This window comes from Telluria sp. ZT3P25, assembly GCF_059685895.1.
In genome coordinates, this window is record NZ_JCASIJ010000001.1 from 4106144 (window position 1) to 4122501 (window position 16358).

Genomic DNA, 16358 nt, shown 5'->3' on the forward strand with positions numbered 1-16358 from the left:
GCCGGACTCCCGCCCGGGAGTCCGGCGCTTCAGGCACTAGCGCATCCTCAGCGCCAGCGCGTCATCCACTTGTCGTAAAACCCCATATCCTTTGGCACCGCCCCCGGCATCGCGCAGATGGCACCGGCGAATTCGTTCGCGCGCGCGAGCGTGAGGTCCAGCGCCCAGCCGCGCGCTTTACCGAGCAGGAAGATGGCCGAAAAGGCGTCGCCCGCCCCGACCGTGGCGATGACGAACGGCGGCGCCGGCGTGTCGTGATGCGTGACCACGCTGCCGTCGCTGCCGAAGTACACCGAACCGCGGTGGCCAAGCGTAACGATCAGCGCGTCGAGCGCAAACATGGTCAGCAAGGCCTGGCACGACGCGCGCACTTCATCGGCCGACAGTGCCGGGGCGTCGGGCTTGATCTGGAAGTGCCAGCCGAACAGCGCCTGCAATTCTTCTTCGTTGACCTTGACGATATTGGCTGCCTCCAGCGAACGGGTCACGCCGCGCTCGTCGTACTGGCCGTCGCGCAGGTTCAGGTCGAGAAGGCGTGGCGCACTGCTTGCCGCCAGCACCGCCGTCAAGGCGGCGCGCGACTGCGCATTGCGCTGGGCCAGCATGCCGAAATAGACCATGGCCGGCTGCACGTTCGCCAGCGCAGCACCGGCGGTGGCGGCGTCGATGAAGTCATAGGCCTGGTGCGGCAGGATCGTGAAGCGGTGGCCGCGCGGGCCGCGCTCGACCAGCACGCGGCCGGTCTCTTCGATCGGATCGACCTGCAGGCCGGCATCGCTCATCGCGAAGCGCTCGAATTCGGCGCGCACCAGCTGGCCGCTGCGATCGTCGCCGATACGCGTGATCGCCAGGCACGGCGCCATGAAGGCGGACAGGTGGCGCGCCACATTGAACGGCGCACCGCCGACGATCTGCTCGTTGTTGAAGTCGTCGACGAGCGCTTCGCCGAAGATGACTGTCGTGGACAGGTTGTTGTCCATCATGCGGCGACGACCGGCACGGTGTCCTTGAACGACTGGCGCTCGGACAGTTTGTCGAACAGGCGCGCCAGGTTAGGGTAATCGCCGCGCCAGTCGATCTCGGGGAAGCGGAAGGCAAGCCAGCCCAGCGCGCAGCCCACGGCGACGTCGGCCAGCGTGTACTGGTTGCTGCGGCAGAAGGCGCCCTCGCCCAGGCGCTCGGACATCACGCGCAGACCGGTATTCACCTTGCCCATCTGGCGGGCGATCCATTCGGGACTTTGCTGCGCTTGGGGCCGCAGCGTTTTTTCAAGGCGCACCAGCACGGCCGCATCGAGCACGCCATCGGCCAGCGCTTCCCAGACCTTGACCTCGGCCCGTTCGCGCCCGTTCGGCGGCAGCAGCTTGCAGACCGGGGTGAGCGTATCGAGGTATTCGGCGATCACGCGCGAATCGTACAGGGCGCTGCCGTCATCCATCAGCAGGCAAGGCACCTTGCCCAGCGGGTTGGTCTGCGCGATGGTGGTATCGACCGACCAGACGTCTTCGAGAATGAAGGCGCAGTCGAGCTTTTTTTCGGCCAGCACGACGCGCACCTTGCGCACGTAGGGGCTGGCAATGGAACCGATGAGTTTCATGGATGTACGCAAGTGGAAATCGACCTTCAGTATAGCATCGGGCCTAGCCGCAAAACCTGCAGCGCCACCGCTACGGTGCGCTGCAACATCGCAGCATCGGCAAGAGGTGGACGGCCGGCCAGTGGTAAAATCCGCGTTTTTGACCGACACGCCCGCCATGACCTCTACTGCTCTGTCGCCGACCCTGTCGGCCCTGTCCCCGCTCGATGGCCGTTATGCCACCAAAACCGACAAGCTGCGTCCCATCCTGTCGGAAACGGGTTTCATGCACCACCGCGTGAAGGTGGAAATCGCGTGGCTGCAGGCGCTGTCACAGGCCGGCTTCGCCGAGATCAAGCCATTCTCGAACGAAGCGATCGCTCACCTCGACGGCATGGCGGCCAACTTTGGCGAGAAAGATGCAGCCCGCATCAAGGAAATCGAAGCGGTCACCAACCATGACGTCAAGGCAGTCGAGTACTGGCTCAAGGAGCAGGTCAAGGACGTGCCGGAGCTGGTCGCGGCCAGTGAATTCATCCACTTCGCCTGCACCTCGGAAGACATCAACAACACGTCGCACGGCATGATGCTCAAAGCGGCGCGCGATGGCGTGATGCTGCCGGCACTGCAGGCGATCATCGCCAAATTGACCGAGATCGCGCACACCAATGCGGCGCTGCCGATGCTCTCGCGCACCCACGGCCAGACGGCCAGCCCGACCACGCTGGGCAAGGAGATGGCCAACGTCGTCGCCCGCCTGCAGCGCGCCATCAAGCGCATCGCCGATGTCGAGATCCTGGGCAAGATGAACGGCGCGGTCGGCAATTACAACGCGCACCTGTCGGCCTATCCGGGCTTCGACTGGCCGGCGTTCTCGAAGGACGTCATCGAGACGCGCCTGGGTTTGAGCTTCAACCCGTACACGATCCAGATCGAGCCGCACGACTACATGGCCGAGATGTTCGACGCGTTCGCGCGCGCCAACACGATCCTGCTCGACCTGAACCGCGACATCTGGACCTACGTCTCGCTGGGCTACTTCAAGCAGAAGCTGAAGGCTGGCGAAATCGGTTCGTCGACCATGCCGCACAAGGTCAACCCGATCGACTTCGAAAACTCGGAAGGCAACCTGGGTCTGGCCAACGCGCTGCTGCGCCACATGGCCGACAAGCTGCCGGTCTCGCGCATGCAGCGCGACCTGACCGATTCGACGGTGCTGCGCAATATCGGCGTGGGCTTCGGCTACACGCTGCTGGCCTACGACAGCTGCCTGCGCGGCCTGAACAAGCTGGAAGTGAACGCGGCGCGCCTGGAGCAGGACCTGGACGCAAACTGGGAAGTGCTGGCCGAGCCGGTGCAGACCGTGATGCGCCGCTACGGCATCGAGAACCCGTACGAGCAGCTCAAGGAACTCACGCGCGGCAAGGGCATCACCCGCGACGCACTGCGTGAATTCATCGGCACGCTGGCCGTGCCACAGGAAGCGAAAGACCTGATGCTGGCGATGACGCCGGCAAACTACATCGGACTGGCCGCCAAGCTGGCGGCAGAGATCTGATGTCGCGCACGATGCCGCCACACGGCGGCATCGTGCGCGACATCCGCGTCTGCTTCTACATCGACATCTGCATCCATGACGCGCCGGCCCCGGCGCGTCAGTAATCCCACCTGAGCTTCACCCCCACACGCCGCTCGAACTCTGCCCAATAGGTGGTCGAGCCGAATTCCGCGTGCCCCCCATTCAGATTCTCGCCGTACACCGACAAGGCCAGGCCCGGCCGCAAACGCCAGCCGAAGCGCGCATCGAGCGCCGTCGACGAAGCAATGCGCGATGCCGGCATCTCGCCGGTGCGACGCAGCGTGACGTCGATTTCGCGCGCATCGTCGATGTTGTAGTGCGACCGGAGTTGCAGCGTATGCGACGGATCGCGTCGCGCCGAAGCCACACCCATCACGTCGTTGCCGCCCGGTTTGAGGCGCAGGCGCTGATGCAGCGCCGTCCAGCCGGCCGACAAACGCCAGCGCGGCATCGCCTGCCAGTTGCCCCACGTTTCGATGCCGCTGGCGCTGCCTTCCAGCAAACTGGCAAACTCGACGTAACTGAAGGTCGGGTCGATCTGCTGCCCGCGCAGGTGGTCGTAGTCGTGGTGGTACAGCACGACCGTGTACGACAGCCCCGCCGCCGGCTGGCCGCGGTAGCCCAGTTCGAGCACGCGCGCCACTTCGCTGCGCACTTGCGGCCCGCCGCGCAGGATGAACGGCGCCTGGCCGGGCACCCAGGCATCGACGTCCAGCCGCGCGGGCGAGCGCACCGTGCGCGCGGCCGATGCCCACAGCGCGTGCTGGGGCGAGAGGCGCCACGACAGGCGCGCGCTCGGCAGCCATTCGATGCCGGTGTAATGGTTGTATTCGACGCGGCTGCCCAGCGTCAGGCGCCAGTCGTCGTTCAGCAGGATGTCGTCCTGCACGAACACGCTGCCCCAGCGCAGCAGTTTGCGCGCCGGCAGGAACGCGACCCAGGGGCTGTTGGTGACGCGGTCACGCGTGCTGCGGTAGTTGGCGCCCCACACCAGGTCGTGGCGGCCTTTGGTGGCCAGCGTGTGCTGGAACTGCACGTCGGCGGTCGTGAGGCGCTCGGCAAACAGCGGCGGCGATTCGCGCACCGTGTGATCGAGATAGGCTTGCAGCGACACGCTGGCGCCCGCGTCGAGCGTGCGCTGCCAGCGCGCCAGCAGATTGGCGCCGTCCGAGCGCACGCGGCCGAATGTGGCCGGGCCGAACGGCGTGGCCAGCTCGCCCGGCGCCGGCTGATCGAGGCGTCCGCGGATGACATTGCCGATGACCGAGAAGGCATCGGCCCCTTGGTCCCAGTCGGCGCGCACACCCACCAGCGCGCGTCGGTAGCCGTCGTCGATGCGCCCGTCGCCAATGCGCTCGCTGTCGCTGCGCCGCGTGACCTTGCCATACGCGCGCCAGGCCACGCCGCCATCGCTCGTACCGCCCTGGCGAAACGCGGCGCCGGCCACGCCGTCGCTGGCGCTGTGCAGCGCCACCATGCCGCCCTGCGTATCGAAGGCCGAGCGGGTGCTGATGTTGATGACGCCACTGACGGCGTTCAGGCCCCACATCACGCCGCCCGGCCCGCTGACCACTTCGATGCGCGCGATGTCTTCGAGCAGCACGTCCTGCGCATCCCAGAACACGCCCGAAAACAGCGGCGTGTACACCGAGCGGCCGTCGATCAGCACCAGGATCTTGTTGGACAGAACACTGGGCCCGCTATTCATGCCGCGCGCGCTGATCGAATAGGCGTAGCCGTTGATACGTGCCACATGCAGATTGGGCGCAAGGCGCAGCACCTCGGGCAGCGAATCGGCACCGGAGCTGCGGATATCGTCGGCAGTGATCACGAAGACCGCCGCGGACGCATCCTGCAGGCGCTCGGGGCGCTTCGAGACCGACGTCACCTGGATATTGGCCAGTTCTTCGATCGACAGGTTGGCCAGATCGGCCAGGTCGACAGGATTTGTCTGACCATGTGCGGCCGCCACGACCGGCGCGGCGCACACGAGAGCAACCCAGACAGCGGCTGCACGGGGGCCGGCGGCAGACGGTCTGCGGGGTATGAATGGGCTCATAACCAGATATTACATTCGGCAGAACGCGCTGGTGTATCTTTTGCAATCCGGTGTGGCTTGTTGGTCATGGAAAAGCGTGTCAACACCATGACGACCTTTTTTGCTATAGTGAGTTAGTTCTACCCCGTACTAATTACTTATAAGAAAAATGCGCCGCTATTCGATTCCTGCAATCGTGCTGCACTGGCTGATGGCCATTGCGATCATCGGTACCTTTACGCTGGGCCTCGTGATGACCGACATCCAGGGCATCAGCATGGCCAAGCTGCGCTACACGAGCTGGCACAAATGGGCCGGCGTGACGATCCTGGCGTTGGCCGCGCTGCGCCTGCTGTGGCGCCTGTTCAACAAGCCGCCCGCCTACCCTGTGGGGCTGCCGCGCTGGCAGCATGGCGCCGCCCACGGTCTGCATCTGACCCTCTACGTGCTGATATTCGCCGTGCCGCTGTCCGGCTATTTCTTCAGCCTGGCGGCCGGCTATCCGGTCGTCTATTTCAGCAAGTTCCCGCTGCCGGTGCTGATCGGCCCCGACCCGGTGCTGCGCGAGACGCTGCGCGGCCTGCATTACTGGCTCAATATGCTGCTGGCCGGCTTGGTCGCATTGCACGTGCTCGCCGCGCTCAAGCACCTGCTCATCGACCGCGACGGCATCATGCAGCGCATGCTCCCCATCCCTACCCCGAAGGAAAAATCATGAATGTCATCAAGGCCCTGCTGCTGGCGAGCCTGGTTGCCGGCAGCGTCGCTGCCGTGCAGGCCGCGCCACTCAAGACCGACCTGGCGGCCAGCGGTGTTTCGGCTGTCTTCAAGCAGATGAACGTGCCGGTGGAAGCACCGTTTCGCACGTTCGCGGCGCAGATCGATTACGACGCCGCCAAGCCGGCGGCGGCCAGCGCCAGCGTCGAGATCACGACGGCCAGCTTCGATATCGGCGACGCCATGTACAACAAGGAAGTGGCCAAGAAAGAATGGTTCAATTCGGCGCAGTTTCCGAAGGCCACTTTTGTCTCGACCAGCATCGCACCGGCCGGCGCCGGCAAGCTGACCGTGTCGGGCAAGCTGACCCTCAAGGGTAAAAGCGCCAACGTCACGTTCCCGCTGACGGTCAAGGCTGCCGGTGCAAAAACCGTGTTCGAAGGCCAGTTGCCAATCAAGCGTCTGGCGTTCAATATCGGCGAAGGCGAGTGGAAAGACACGAGCATGGTCGCCGATGAAGTTGTCATCAAGTTTCGCGTTACCGCAGCACCAGCCAGTACAGCAAAATAAACTGTCCTACCACCACATCTAGAGGAATCGCACCCATGAACATCAAGCACCTGATCGCAGCCGCCGCTGCCTTTGCCGCCACCTCGGCCTTCGCCGCGCCAGTCACGTACGACATCGAGCCGAACCACACCTACCCGAGCTTCGAAGCTGACCACATGGGTCTGTCGGTATGGCGCGGCAAGTTCAACAAGTCGAGCGGCAGCGTCACCATCGACCGCGAAGCCAAGACCGGCTCGCTGGACATCACCGTCGACATCAACAGCATCGATTTCGGCCACGAAAAGATGAACGAGCACGCGAAAAAGCCTGACATCTTCGACGCTGCCAAGTACCCGACCGCGACCTTCAAGTCGAAGGCGATCAAGTTCACGGGCGACGTGCCGACCTCGGTCGACGGCGAACTGACCCTGCACGGCGTGACCAAGCCACTGACCCTGCAGATCAACAAGTTCAAGTGCATCATGCACCCGATGCTCAAGAAAGAAGCATGCGGCGCGGACGTGACCGGCACCTTCAAGCGCGACGACTTCGGCATCAGCTTCGGCCTGCCGAACTTCTCGCCGGAAGTGAAGCTGGCAATCCAGGTTGAAGCAGTCAAAAAGTAATCTGGTTCGACCATGAAAAATCCCCGCCGGTTCGCACCGGCGGGGATTTTTTTTGATCAGCGCGCTGACGAATCAGTGCAGCTCAGTGCTGCTCAGTGCAAATTAACGGCCATCACGGTCGAAGTCGCCCGGGATCGCGCGCTCGACACGGTGCCAGCCGGCGCGGGTGGCCGACTTGGCCTGGTCCCAGCTCAGGCGCGAATTGCCTTTCGAGCGGTCCCACTCGGTCGACAGACGACCTTCGTTGGCATCGTAGCCGCCTTCGTACTTGTCGTAGTTGTTGTAGCCCAGTGCGTAGGCCGGCTCGTAGTCGTCGTAGGTGTAGCCTGGCGTGTAGTAAGGCTGGGTCTGGTACTCGTTGCGCCAGTAGTCATTCTCGGCCTTCGGATTGACCACATGGCCCACGCCCTTGCCTGCTGCGCCGCCGACCATGCCGCCGATCGCCGCGCCTGCCGCCACGCCCAGTGGGCCGGCTGCCGCGCCGATGACTGCGCCAACCGTCGCGCCGCCGCCAGCACCGACGCCTTGCGCCAGGTTATGGTCGCTCAGTTCGTCGGTCGCTTTTGGATTGACGACTTCGCCCGCGCCACGGCCGGCTGCGCCGCCTGCCAGGCCGCCGACGACAGCGCCTGCTGCCATGCCGATCGGACCGCCGACTGCACCGACCAGTGCGCCTGCTGCTGCGCCCGAACCTGCGCCCACGCCCTTGGCCAGATGGTGCTCGGACAGGTCGTCATTGGCTTTTGGATTGACCACTTCAGCTGCGCCCTGGCCAGCGATGCCGCCAGCGATGCCGCCGACAACCGCGCCTGCTGCCATGCCGATCGGACCAGCAACGGTGCCGACGGTCGCGCCCAGTGCCGCGCCGCCTGCCACGCCCAGGCCAGCGCCCAGCACGTGCGAACCGCCCTGTTCGGTCCACGATTTGTGGATGTGCGCTGCATCTTCGTCCGAACGTGCATTCACGCCCAGCAGGATGCCGCCGCCCTTGATGCCTTCTTCATAGTGCTGTGCGCGTTCTTCAGGGATGCCGGCGCCGATCAGCGCGCCAATCAGGCCACCGGTGATACCACCCGCGCCAGCGCCGGCCAGCGCCGCTGCCAGAGGACCGGCAACGACCAGGCCCAGGCCTGGCAGCACCAGCGTGGTGCCCACTGCTGCGATACCGGCCAGCACGGCGCCGATGGTGCCGCCGATGCCGGCGCCAATGCCCGCGCCTTCAGCTGCCTTGGTGCCCAGTTCGGTGTCCGTGTCGGCAAAGTGGGTCTGACGGGTGGAATCGGACATCATCAGGTTGACGTCATCGCGGTTGTAGCCGCGCTCGGACACGGTGCCATACGCACGCTCGGCGCTGGCGCGGTCATGGAACAGGCCAGTGACCATGCGCTGGTTATCCGTGGTGCGGTTGGTATCGAAGCTGCTCATGATGAATCCTTTGCTGGTTGGTTTCGGCAGCCGGCTACTGATGAGCTGTTGCTGCCAAGGACCTTCACCATAGGCCCCGTCTTCGCACGGCTCTGTTCGATGACGCACGCTCGGATGACTGCCAGCATCTTGCCGCAAAGAATTTTCATGACGATGCAAATTCGTCATCGAAGGTACGCTGCCGCACCGACCCGCGTTTGTCGCGTCTTTAGACTTTTTCACATGGTCACGGCATTCGTTGGCCCTGGGGATCTGTCTTTTTACTTGAGGAGGAAGCACCATGTTATTCATTATCTGGATCGTCGTTGGCGGTATTCTGGGCTGGCTGGCCAGCATGGTCATGAAAACCGATGCCGAGCAAGGCATCATCCTGAACGTTGTGGTCGGTATCATCGGCGCCTTCCTGGGCGGCTGGTTGCTCTCGCCACTGTTCGGTACCGGCACCATCAATTCCGACGACTTCAGTGTTGCTTCGCTCCTGGTCTCGTTCCTGGGTGCAGTCATCCTGCTGGCCATCGTGAATCTGCTGCGTCGCGGTCGCGTTCGCTAATATGGTGGTTCGCCACCCATAAAAAACCAACGCCCTGTGCGTTGGTTTTTTTTCCTCTGCGATTTTACTGATGAGCTCAAAAAAGTTCTGGACACTGTTGCTGACAGTGGCCGCCACCCTCGTTCTGGGGGTGCTCGCATTGAATTTCATGCCGGGCGAAAAACAGATCGAACGCCAGCTGACGCGGCAATACGACACGGCCGATCCACAGTTCCGCCGCTCGCTCGGCGTCTTGCTGGGCCCGCCGATCATCGAAGGCAACCAGGTCGACGCGCTGCTCAATGGCGACCAGATTTTCCCGGCGATGCTCGAGGCCATTCGCGGGGCGAAAAAAACGATTACGCTGGAAACCTATATCTATTGGTCGGAATCGATCGGCACCGAGTTTTCCGAGGCCCTGGCCGAGCGCGCGCGCGCTGGCGTCAAGGTGCACGTGATGCTCGACTTCATGGGAAGCATGAAGATGGACAATGCCCAGGTCGACAAGATGAAGGCGGCCGGCGTGCAGGTGCAGCGCTATCACAAGCCCGTCTGGTGGAAGCTGGCGCGCATGAATAACCGCACCCACCGCAAGCTACTGATCGTGGACGGCACGGTCGGCTTCACGGGCGGCGTGGGCATTGCCGACCAATGGCGCGGCAACGCGCAGGACAAAGACCACTGGCGCGACAGCCACTTCCGCGTCGAAGGCCCGGTCGTCGGGCAGATGCAGGCCGTGTTCAACGACAACTGGACCAAGGCCACGGGCGTCGTGCTCGATGGCCCGGCGTACTTCCCGCCGCTCCAGCCGAAGGGCGCGATGCCGGCGCAGATGTTCTCCAGCTCGCCCACGGGCGGCAGCGAGAGCATGCACCTGATGTACCTGATGGCAATCACGTCGGCGCGCGAGACGATCGATCTGTCGGCCTCGTATTTCGTGCCGGATGAACTGACGGTGCGCACATTGATCGCCGCCGCCAGGCGCGGCGTGAAGGTACGCCTGATCACGCCGGGCCACATCATCGATTCGGATCTGGTGCGGGCCGCCTCGCGCGACCGCTGGCCCGAGTTGCTGGCGGCCGGCGTGCAGGTCTCGGAATACCAGCCGACGATGTACCACGTCAAAACGCTGATCGTCGACAAGCTGCTGGTATCGGTGGGCTCGACCAACTTCGACAACCGCTCGTTCAGTATCAATGACGAGGCCAACCTGAACGTGCTAGATGCCGGGTTTGCGACGCAGATGACGGACGTCTTTAATGCCGACTGGAAGCTGGCCAAGCCGGTGACGCCGCATGCCCTGGCCAAGCGGCCATGGTGGGAACACGTGAGCACGTGGTTCGCGTCGCTGTTCGAGGCGCAGTTGTAAGCGCCGTTGCAGGCGTCGTTGCAAAGGAACCCGCGCCGGGACAGGCGCGGGCTTTTTCATTGGCGTGGCTGAAATACAGGTTGACGATCCGATAGCGGATTAACCATACTCACGAACACTCCACGGAGTCCGTAATTCCCCTTCCCAACCAGACCAAAGCGCATGAAAAAGACCCTTCTCTCGCTCGCCATCCTGACCAGCTTCGCCGCCCACGCGGACGAAGGCATGTGGATGCCGCAACAGCTGCCACAAGTAGCCAAGCAACTGAAAGCCGCCGGCCTCAAGCTGGATCCGGCAAATCTGACCAAGCTGACTGAATTCCCGATGGGCGCGATCGTGAGCTTGGGCGGCTGCTCGGCGTCGTTCGTCTCGCCGCAAGGTCTGGTCGTGACCAACCACCACTGCGTCTACAACAGCATCGCCGTCAACTCGACGCCCGAGCGCGACCTGCTGGCCAACGGTTTCCTGGCCAAGACCATGGCCGACGAATTGCCCGCCTCGCCCGGCAGCCGCGTGTACGTCACCGACGAAGTGGCCAATGTCAGCGCCCAGGTCATCACCCCTGAAGTCGCCAAGCTGACCGGCAAGGCCCGCATCGACGCCATCGAAAAGAACCAGAAAACCCTGGTGGCGGCCTGCGAAAAAGATGCCGGCTACCGCTGCACGGTGGCCAGCTTCTACGGCGGCCTGGAATTCTATCGCCTGAAACAGCTCGAAATCCGCGACGTGCGCCTGGTGCATGCACCGGCGTCGGGCGTCGGCAAATTCGGCGGGGACACCGACAACTGGATGTGGCCACGCCACACCGGCGACTACGGTTTCTACCGCGCTTATGTCAGCAAGGATGGCAAGTCGGCCGAGTTCTCGAAGGACAACGTGCCATACCAGCCGAAGCATATCATCAAGATTGCCAAGGACAACCCGAAAGAAGGCGACTTCGTGATGGTGCTGGGCTACCCGGGCCGCACCAACCGTCACCGCCTGCCGTCCGAAGTGGCGTTCACGTTCGACTGGAACTACCCAGCGTTCATCCAGGCCTCGAGCGAGACGCTGGCGATCATCGACCGCGAAACCAAGACCGATCCGGCCGCAAAGCTGAAATACGCCGGCCAGATCGCGGGCGTGAACAACTACTACAAGAATCGCAAGGGCATGCTGGTCTCGTACCAGGGCAGCGACTTCCTGCAGCGTAAAACGGCCGAGCACAATGCGCTCAAGGCCTGGGTCAATGGCGACGCCGCGCGCAAGGCGCAGTACGCAGCCGACATCGACACCGCTGAAAAGCTGATCGCCGAACGCGATGCGGGCACCAAGAAGAGCTTCTTCCAGACCTACGCGCAACCGAAGTTCCTGTCGTCGGCACGCACGCTGTACCGCCTGGCCAACGAACGCACCAAGCCGGACGCCGAGCGCAAGACCGGCTACCAGGAACGCGACCTGCCACGCCTGACGTCCGTCGTTGAAGGCCAGGACCGCACCTACGACGAAAAAGTCGACAAGGCGCTGGTGCTGAACTTCCTGACCAAGTACAACGCGCAACCGGCCGCCGAGCACGACGCCGCGTTCGACGCCGCACTGGGCATCCGCGCCGGCATGAGCGAAGCCGAACTGAAGACCGCACTCGACCGCATCTATGCAGGCTCGAAACTGGCCGACAAGGCAGCGCGCACCGCGTGGCTGAAAAAGACGCCAGCCGAGTTCAAGGCATCGAACGACAGCTTCATCAAGGCAGCGGTCGCAATGTACGACGCCGACATGAAGGATGAAGAAAAGCAGGAAGAGTCGGCCGGCAAGATCCAGCAAGCCTACGGCAACTACATGAAGGCCAAGATCGCCTACATGAACAGCCGCGGCCAGGCCGTCTACCCGGACGCCAACAGCACGCTGCGCGTCACCTTCGGCAAGATCGCCGGCCGCCCGCAAGGCGCCGACGGCACCACCGGCTGGACCGCCTTCACCACCGTGGCCGGTGTCACCGCCAAGCACACGGGCGAAGGCGAATTCGACGCGCCGGACAACCAGCTGGCTGCCATCCAGGCAAAGAACTTCGGCAAGTACGTCGACCCGAAACTGAAAACGCTGCCAGTGAACTTCCTGGCAACGCTGGACATCACGGGCGGTAATTCGGGTTCGGCTGCACTGAACGCCAAGGGCGAGCTGATCGGCCTGGCATTCGACGGCACGCTCGACTCGATCATCTCGGATTGGGACTTCAACAAAGCCATGACCCGCTCGATCCAGGTCGATACCCGCTACATGCTGTGGAATATGCAGTATGTCGACAAGGCCGATAACCTGCTGAAAGAAATGAACGCGCTCTAAATCTCGCGTAATCAATTCTGCCAAAGGCCGTGCTACCGCAAGGAGCGCGGCCTTTTTAATATCCTAAAGAAATCCCCAACAATTAGGGTCAGAGTCGAATTGTTTGACAACTTTTGCGGATGAGCCGTTAATGCGACTCTGACCCTAGTTATCTCCAGGGCAATTGGCCAACAATTCGACTCTGACCCTAATTAATTTTTATGTAAATTTAGCGAGTTTGGGTAGCTGCAGGAAATTAATGCCGAGAGTATTTGAATGCGACGTAACTTCTACCAAACTCAAGCAGAAAAACACCTCAAAAACAATTAGGGTCAGAGTCGAATTGTTTGACAACTTTTGCGGATGAGCCGTTAATGCGACTCTGACCCTAGTTATCTCTGGGGCAATTGGCCAATAATTCTACTCTGACCCTAATTACCCTAATTACAGGATGGCGGTGAGTTCGGTGGTGATTTGGGTGGCTAGGCGGTGGATGTGGAGGCCGTCGACGAAGCCGTGGTGCGCCTGGACGGAGAATGGCAGCGTTAATTCTCCGTTGGGGGCGTCGCGAAAGCGCCCCCAGGCCAGGGACGGGATGTCGGGCTGAGCCAGCGTTGCGGTCGGGTGCTGGATCGATGTGAAGTCGAGCCAGGGGATGCAGGTGACGAAGACTTGCTCTTTTGCTGCGCGCGGTGACAGGGCTGCGTACTGCGTGTTCAACGCGGTCATGCCAGCGGCTTCGGCGCCGGCGGCGCGGCTGCGGGCGACGAACGTGTGCAGGTCGTCGGACCACGCGAACATCGCGAAATTCAGGTCGTCGTTGGCGTTGGTGACGGTGAACGATGGGTTCAGGCGTTCGATGCGGATGACTTCGCCATCCACGATGCGGTAGCAGAAGTTCTCGATCTTCAGCACCGCGCGCAGCGTGGCGCACAGCAGCACGTGGAATGGCGCCAGGCCCTGCGCGCGGCACCAGGGACGAAAGTCCGGCAGCGTCAGCGTGAAACACAGGTTCAGCGCCGGGCTGTCCATGCTGTCGAACAGCGCGAAGCGGTCGCGCCGTCGTTCAAACTTGTCCATCGTGATCGCCAGCCGCTTACGACTGCTGTTTGTTCAGCCGGCTGTTTCGCATGCTGTAGACGAAGTAGGTCACGACCGCCACGCCCATCCAGATGAAGAACACGCGGAACGTCGTGCTCGACAAATCCTTCATGATGTACAGGCAGGCCAGGACCGACAGCCCCGGCACCACATACGGACCGAACGGCACGCGGAAGCCCGGTGGCGCGTCAGGGCCCTGCTTGTGGCGGATCACCGGCACCGCAATCGACACCACCATGAATGCCGTCAGCGTCCCCATGCTGACCATGTCCCACAGGAAGGTCGAATCGACCGTGCCGGCCACCAGGCCAACGACGGTGCACACGATGATCGTATTGGCCACCGGCGCCTGCGTGCGCGGGCTGACTTTCTGGAACACCTTCGGGATCAGGCCATCGCGGCTGATCGCGTACAGGATGCGGGTCTGGCCGTAGATCGTCACCAGCGTCACCGAAAACACCGACACCACGGCGCCAGCCGACAGGATCAGCGCCGGCCAGGCCTTGCCCGTCACGTTCTGCAGGATCACCGACAGGCCGGCTTCCTGGCCTTCGAACAGGTGCGCCGGCTGAGCACCCATCGCGGCAATCGCCACCAGCATGTAGAACACGGTGACGATGACCAGCGCCGACAGGATCCCGATCGGCACGTTGCGGCGCGGGTCCTTGACCTCTTCGCCGGCGGTGGCGATGGTGTCCAGGCCAATGAACGAGAAGAACACGGTGCCGGCAGCGGCAGTCACGCCGGCCATGCCCGCGTAACCCTTGCTCTCGTCCATATTGAAGAATGGCTGGAAGTTGTTGGCGTCAAAGCCGGTGAACGCAATCGCGGAAAAGAACACTAGAATCGCCAGCTTGATCATCACCATGATGGCGTTGGTCGTGGCCGATTCCTTCGTCCCGCGCACCAGCATGATGCCGCACATGATCACGAGCAGGATCGGCGGCAGGTTGATATGGCCCGGATTGAACGAGACGTTATGGTGGTCCGACACGAACATCGGCGAGCGCAACTCGATCGGTATCTGCCAGTGGAACGCATTGAGCAGGAAGTTGTTCAGGTAATCGGACCAGCCGATCGACGTCGCACTGGCGGCCAGGCCGTATTCGAGCAGCAGGCAGCCGGCGACGATGAACGCCGCGAATTCGCCCAGCGTCGCGTAGGCGAACGAGTACGAGGAGCCCGATGCCGGCACGCGCCCGGCCAGTTCGGCGTAGCACAGCGCGGTCAGGCCGGCGGTGATTGCCGCAAGCAGAAACGAGAGGACGACGGCAGGACCGGCTTTTGGCACCGCTTCAACCATCGTGAAAAAGATGCCGGTACCGATCGTGGCGCCCACGCCGATCATCGTCAGTGGGAACAGCCCGAGCGACCGGTGCAGGCCGGGCAATGCGCCGGCAACGCCAACGGATGTGCCCTCGTCGTGATGGCGTCCCGCCGGTTTGGTACGTAGCAGCTTTTGGCCCAGAGTCTGATTCACGGCGAGTCCTTCAGTACGCGGTTGCAATCGCGTTCGATGCCGCCGGTAAGCAGTCCCCAAACGCAGTCTCAAAACGAAGCTGCGATTATAGGGGACTCTGCTGTCGCTGAAGACATTTTGTTTGCACGCGCGACAAGACCTCAATCGAGCAGGTGGATGCGCTCGCCCGTCATGCTGCGCTGGGCCGGCTGGCCATACACACGGATGCCGCCCGAGCCCGAGGTACGGGCAAACAGCGACTGCCTGACCGTGGCCCGGATGCTGCCGGCGCCACTCGCGCCCAGGTCGGCGTCCTGCGTCGACAGGCCCGCCAGATCGGCGCTGGCCGAGCCGCTCACGCGGGCGTTGAGCGAGCGCACCGCGCCGCTGGCCTCGAGCGAACTCGATCCGCTCAGCTCCATGCGCGCGACCTCGCCGCTGACCTGCCCGAGGCGCATCCGGCTCGACCCGGACAGCGTGACATCGATGCTGTTGCTGGTGAGCCGGGCCGCATCCAGCAGACCGGAGCCGCTCGCCCGCGCATGCAGGTTGTCGGCGGTGCCGGCCAGCGTCACGCTCGCCGAACCGCTCTTGCGCACGTCAAGCGGCGCGCCATTCAGGCCGCCCACGTCGACGCGGGTCGCGCCCGACGCGCGCACTTCGGTCAGGCGCGGTGTCGTATAGATGATCCGCAGCGGTGTCTTGCTGCGCAGGTTCTGCTCGGACCAGATCCGCAGCGTGTCGCCGCGCGTCTCGGTGAGAATCAGCGGCAGCAGGTTGCTGTCGGCTTCCACCACCAGCGACGCGACCGGCCCCACACGCACATCGACCGGCAGCGCGCCGCTCACGTCCAGTGCCGGCAGCGCTGCAATGGCGCGGGCATCGCGCGCCGCGACACCGTTCCCCTCCGTCGTGCCGCTGCTCCATGACGTATGAAAGCGCATGTCGCTGCCATCCTGCGGCGCGACGATGATGGCGCAGCCGGCAAGGGCAGAAAGAGCAGCAAGAGCGGCGGCAAGGGCGATGGAGGTACGCATGGCAGTCCTGACAGGTTGTTGTTCGGGTGATGGCACTCTACCAACCGCCCTG

At 63.2% G+C, this 16358-nt stretch carries 14 protein-coding genes; 7 read left to right on the top strand and 7 right to left on the bottom strand.

Annotated elements, in window-relative coordinates; translation table 11 throughout:
• Positions 1 to 47: 47 nt before the first annotated feature.
• On the bottom strand, positions 48 to 983 hold the full coding sequence (locus tag AC56LY_RS18235) for a PfkB family carbohydrate kinase (protein ID WP_499581802.1): 936 nt from the start codon (positions 981 to 983) through the stop codon (positions 48 to 50).
• Positions 980 to 1597 (bottom strand): glutathione S-transferase N-terminal domain-containing protein, encoded by a 618-nt coding sequence (locus tag AC56LY_RS18240; protein WP_499581803.1) that lies wholly within the window; start codon positions 1595 to 1597, stop codon positions 980 to 982. Before AC56LY_RS18240 ends, AC56LY_RS18235 begins: the two co-directional genes overlap by 4 nt.
• A gap of 157 nt (positions 1598 to 1754) precedes the next feature.
• Here AC56LY_RS18240 and purB point away from each other — a divergent pair, with 157 nt between their 5' ends.
• The gene (gene purB, locus AC56LY_RS18245; protein ID WP_499581805.1) at positions 1755 to 3134 is read left to right on the top strand and encodes an adenylosuccinate lyase; all 1380 of its coding nucleotides are present in this window, start codon (positions 1755 to 1757) and stop codon (positions 3132 to 3134) included.
• Between the two features lie 97 nt (positions 3135 to 3231).
• Here purB and AC56LY_RS18250 read toward each other — a convergent pair whose 3' ends face one another.
• Positions 3232 to 5145, bottom strand: a complete 1914-nt coding sequence (locus AC56LY_RS18250; protein ID WP_499581807.1) for a TOL_0244 family TonB-dependent receptor — start codon at positions 5143 to 5145, stop codon at positions 3232 to 3234.
• 217 nt (positions 5146 to 5362) lie between these two features.
• Between AC56LY_RS18250 and AC56LY_RS18255 the strand changes: the two genes are divergently transcribed.
• Genes AC56LY_RS18255 through AC56LY_RS18265 form a run of 3 tightly spaced genes read left to right on the top strand, consistent with a single transcriptional unit; the run spans position 5363 to position 7085 of the window.
• Positions 5363 to 5911 (top strand): cytochrome b, encoded by a 549-nt coding sequence (locus AC56LY_RS18255; RefSeq protein WP_499581809.1) that lies wholly within the window; start codon positions 5363 to 5365, stop codon positions 5909 to 5911.
• Positions 5908 to 6480, top strand: coding sequence for a YceI family protein (locus AC56LY_RS18260; protein WP_499581811.1), 573 nt, complete (start codon positions 5908 to 5910; stop codon positions 6478 to 6480). Before AC56LY_RS18255 ends, AC56LY_RS18260 begins: the two co-directional genes overlap by 4 nt.
• Before the next feature lie 35 nt (positions 6481 to 6515).
• Complete coding sequence (locus tag AC56LY_RS18265) at positions 6516 to 7085, top strand: YceI family protein (protein ID WP_258835932.1); 570 nt, start codon at positions 6516 to 6518, stop codon at positions 7083 to 7085.
• Between the two features lie 102 nt (positions 7086 to 7187).
• On the opposite strand, the gene AC56LY_RS18270 is transcribed toward AC56LY_RS18265, so the two are convergent.
• Positions 7188 to 8510: a hypothetical protein gene (locus AC56LY_RS18270; RefSeq protein WP_499581813.1), complete on the bottom strand. Its 1323-nt coding sequence runs from the start codon at positions 8508 to 8510 to the stop codon at positions 7188 to 7190.
• A gap of 280 nt (positions 8511 to 8790) precedes the next feature.
• On the opposite strand from AC56LY_RS18270, the gene AC56LY_RS18275 reads away from it, so the two are divergent.
• The 3 genes from AC56LY_RS18275 to AC56LY_RS18285 all read left to right on the top strand — a co-directional run bounded on the left by AC56LY_RS18275 (position 8791) and on the right by AC56LY_RS18285 (position 12730).
• Positions 8791 to 9060: a GlsB/YeaQ/YmgE family stress response membrane protein gene (locus tag AC56LY_RS18275; RefSeq protein ID WP_123067791.1), complete on the top strand. Its 270-nt coding sequence runs from the start codon at positions 8791 to 8793 to the stop codon at positions 9058 to 9060.
• Positions 9061 to 9130: 70 nt separating this feature from the next.
• Positions 9131 to 10408, top strand: coding sequence for a phospholipase D-like domain-containing protein (locus AC56LY_RS18280; protein WP_499581815.1), 1278 nt, complete (start codon positions 9131 to 9133; stop codon positions 10406 to 10408).
• Between the two features lie 162 nt (positions 10409 to 10570).
• Positions 10571 to 12730, top strand: a complete 2160-nt coding sequence (locus AC56LY_RS18285; protein WP_499581817.1) for a S46 family peptidase — start codon at positions 10571 to 10573, stop codon at positions 12728 to 12730.
• Positions 12731 to 13153: 423 nt separating this feature from the next.
• On the opposite strand, the gene AC56LY_RS18290 is transcribed toward AC56LY_RS18285, so the two are convergent.
• From AC56LY_RS18290 to AC56LY_RS18300, 3 genes are all read right to left on the bottom strand, one after another.
• Positions 13154 to 13789, bottom strand: coding sequence for a CatA-like O-acetyltransferase (locus AC56LY_RS18290; protein ID WP_499581818.1), 636 nt, complete (start codon positions 13787 to 13789; stop codon positions 13154 to 13156).
• A gap of 16 nt (positions 13790 to 13805) precedes the next feature.
• Positions 13806 to 15290 (bottom strand): APC family permease, encoded by a 1485-nt coding sequence (locus AC56LY_RS18295; protein WP_499581820.1) that lies wholly within the window; start codon positions 15288 to 15290, stop codon positions 13806 to 13808.
• A 140-nt stretch (positions 15291 to 15430) separates the two neighbouring features.
• Positions 15431 to 16306: a head GIN domain-containing protein gene (locus AC56LY_RS18300; RefSeq protein WP_499581822.1), complete on the bottom strand. Its 876-nt coding sequence runs from the start codon at positions 16304 to 16306 to the stop codon at positions 15431 to 15433.
• Between the last annotated feature and the right edge of the window lie 52 nt (positions 16307 to 16358).

Excerpts from the sequence above, each read along its gene's own strand:
- AC56LY_RS18235 (WP_499581802.1), bottom strand. The coding sequence starts at position 983 with ATGATGGACAACAACCTGTCCACGACAGTCATCTTCGGCGAAGCGCTC.
- AC56LY_RS18270 (WP_499581813.1), bottom strand. The coding sequence starts at position 8,510 with ATGAGCAGCTTCGATACCAACCGCACCACGGATAACCAGCGCATGGTC.
- AC56LY_RS18285 (WP_499581817.1), top strand. The coding sequence starts at position 10,571 with ATGAAAAAGACCCTTCTCTCGCTCGCCATCCTGACCAGCTTCGCCGCC.
- AC56LY_RS18280 (WP_499581815.1), top strand. The coding sequence starts at position 9,131 with ATGAGCTCAAAAAAGTTCTGGACACTGTTGCTGACAGTGGCCGCCACC.
- purB (WP_499581805.1), top strand. The coding sequence starts at position 1,755 with ATGACCTCTACTGCTCTGTCGCCGACCCTGTCGGCCCTGTCCCCGCTC.
- AC56LY_RS18260 (WP_499581811.1), top strand. The coding sequence starts at position 5,908 with ATGAATGTCATCAAGGCCCTGCTGCTGGCGAGCCTGGTTGCCGGCAGC.
- AC56LY_RS18275 (WP_123067791.1), top strand. The coding sequence starts at position 8,791 with ATGTTATTCATTATCTGGATCGTCGTTGGCGGTATTCTGGGCTGGCTG.
- AC56LY_RS18240 (WP_499581803.1), bottom strand. The coding sequence starts at position 1,597 with ATGAAACTCATCGGTTCCATTGCCAGCCCCTACGTGCGCAAGGTGCGC.
- AC56LY_RS18265 (WP_258835932.1), top strand. The coding sequence starts at position 6,516 with ATGAACATCAAGCACCTGATCGCAGCCGCCGCTGCCTTTGCCGCCACC.
- AC56LY_RS18255 (WP_499581809.1), top strand. The coding sequence starts at position 5,363 with ATGCGCCGCTATTCGATTCCTGCAATCGTGCTGCACTGGCTGATGGCC.
- AC56LY_RS18290 (WP_499581818.1), bottom strand. The coding sequence starts at position 13,789 with ATGGACAAGTTTGAACGACGGCGCGACCGCTTCGCGCTGTTCGACAGC.
- AC56LY_RS18300 (WP_499581822.1), bottom strand. The coding sequence starts at position 16,306 with ATGCGTACCTCCATCGCCCTTGCCGCCGCTCTTGCTGCTCTTTCTGCC.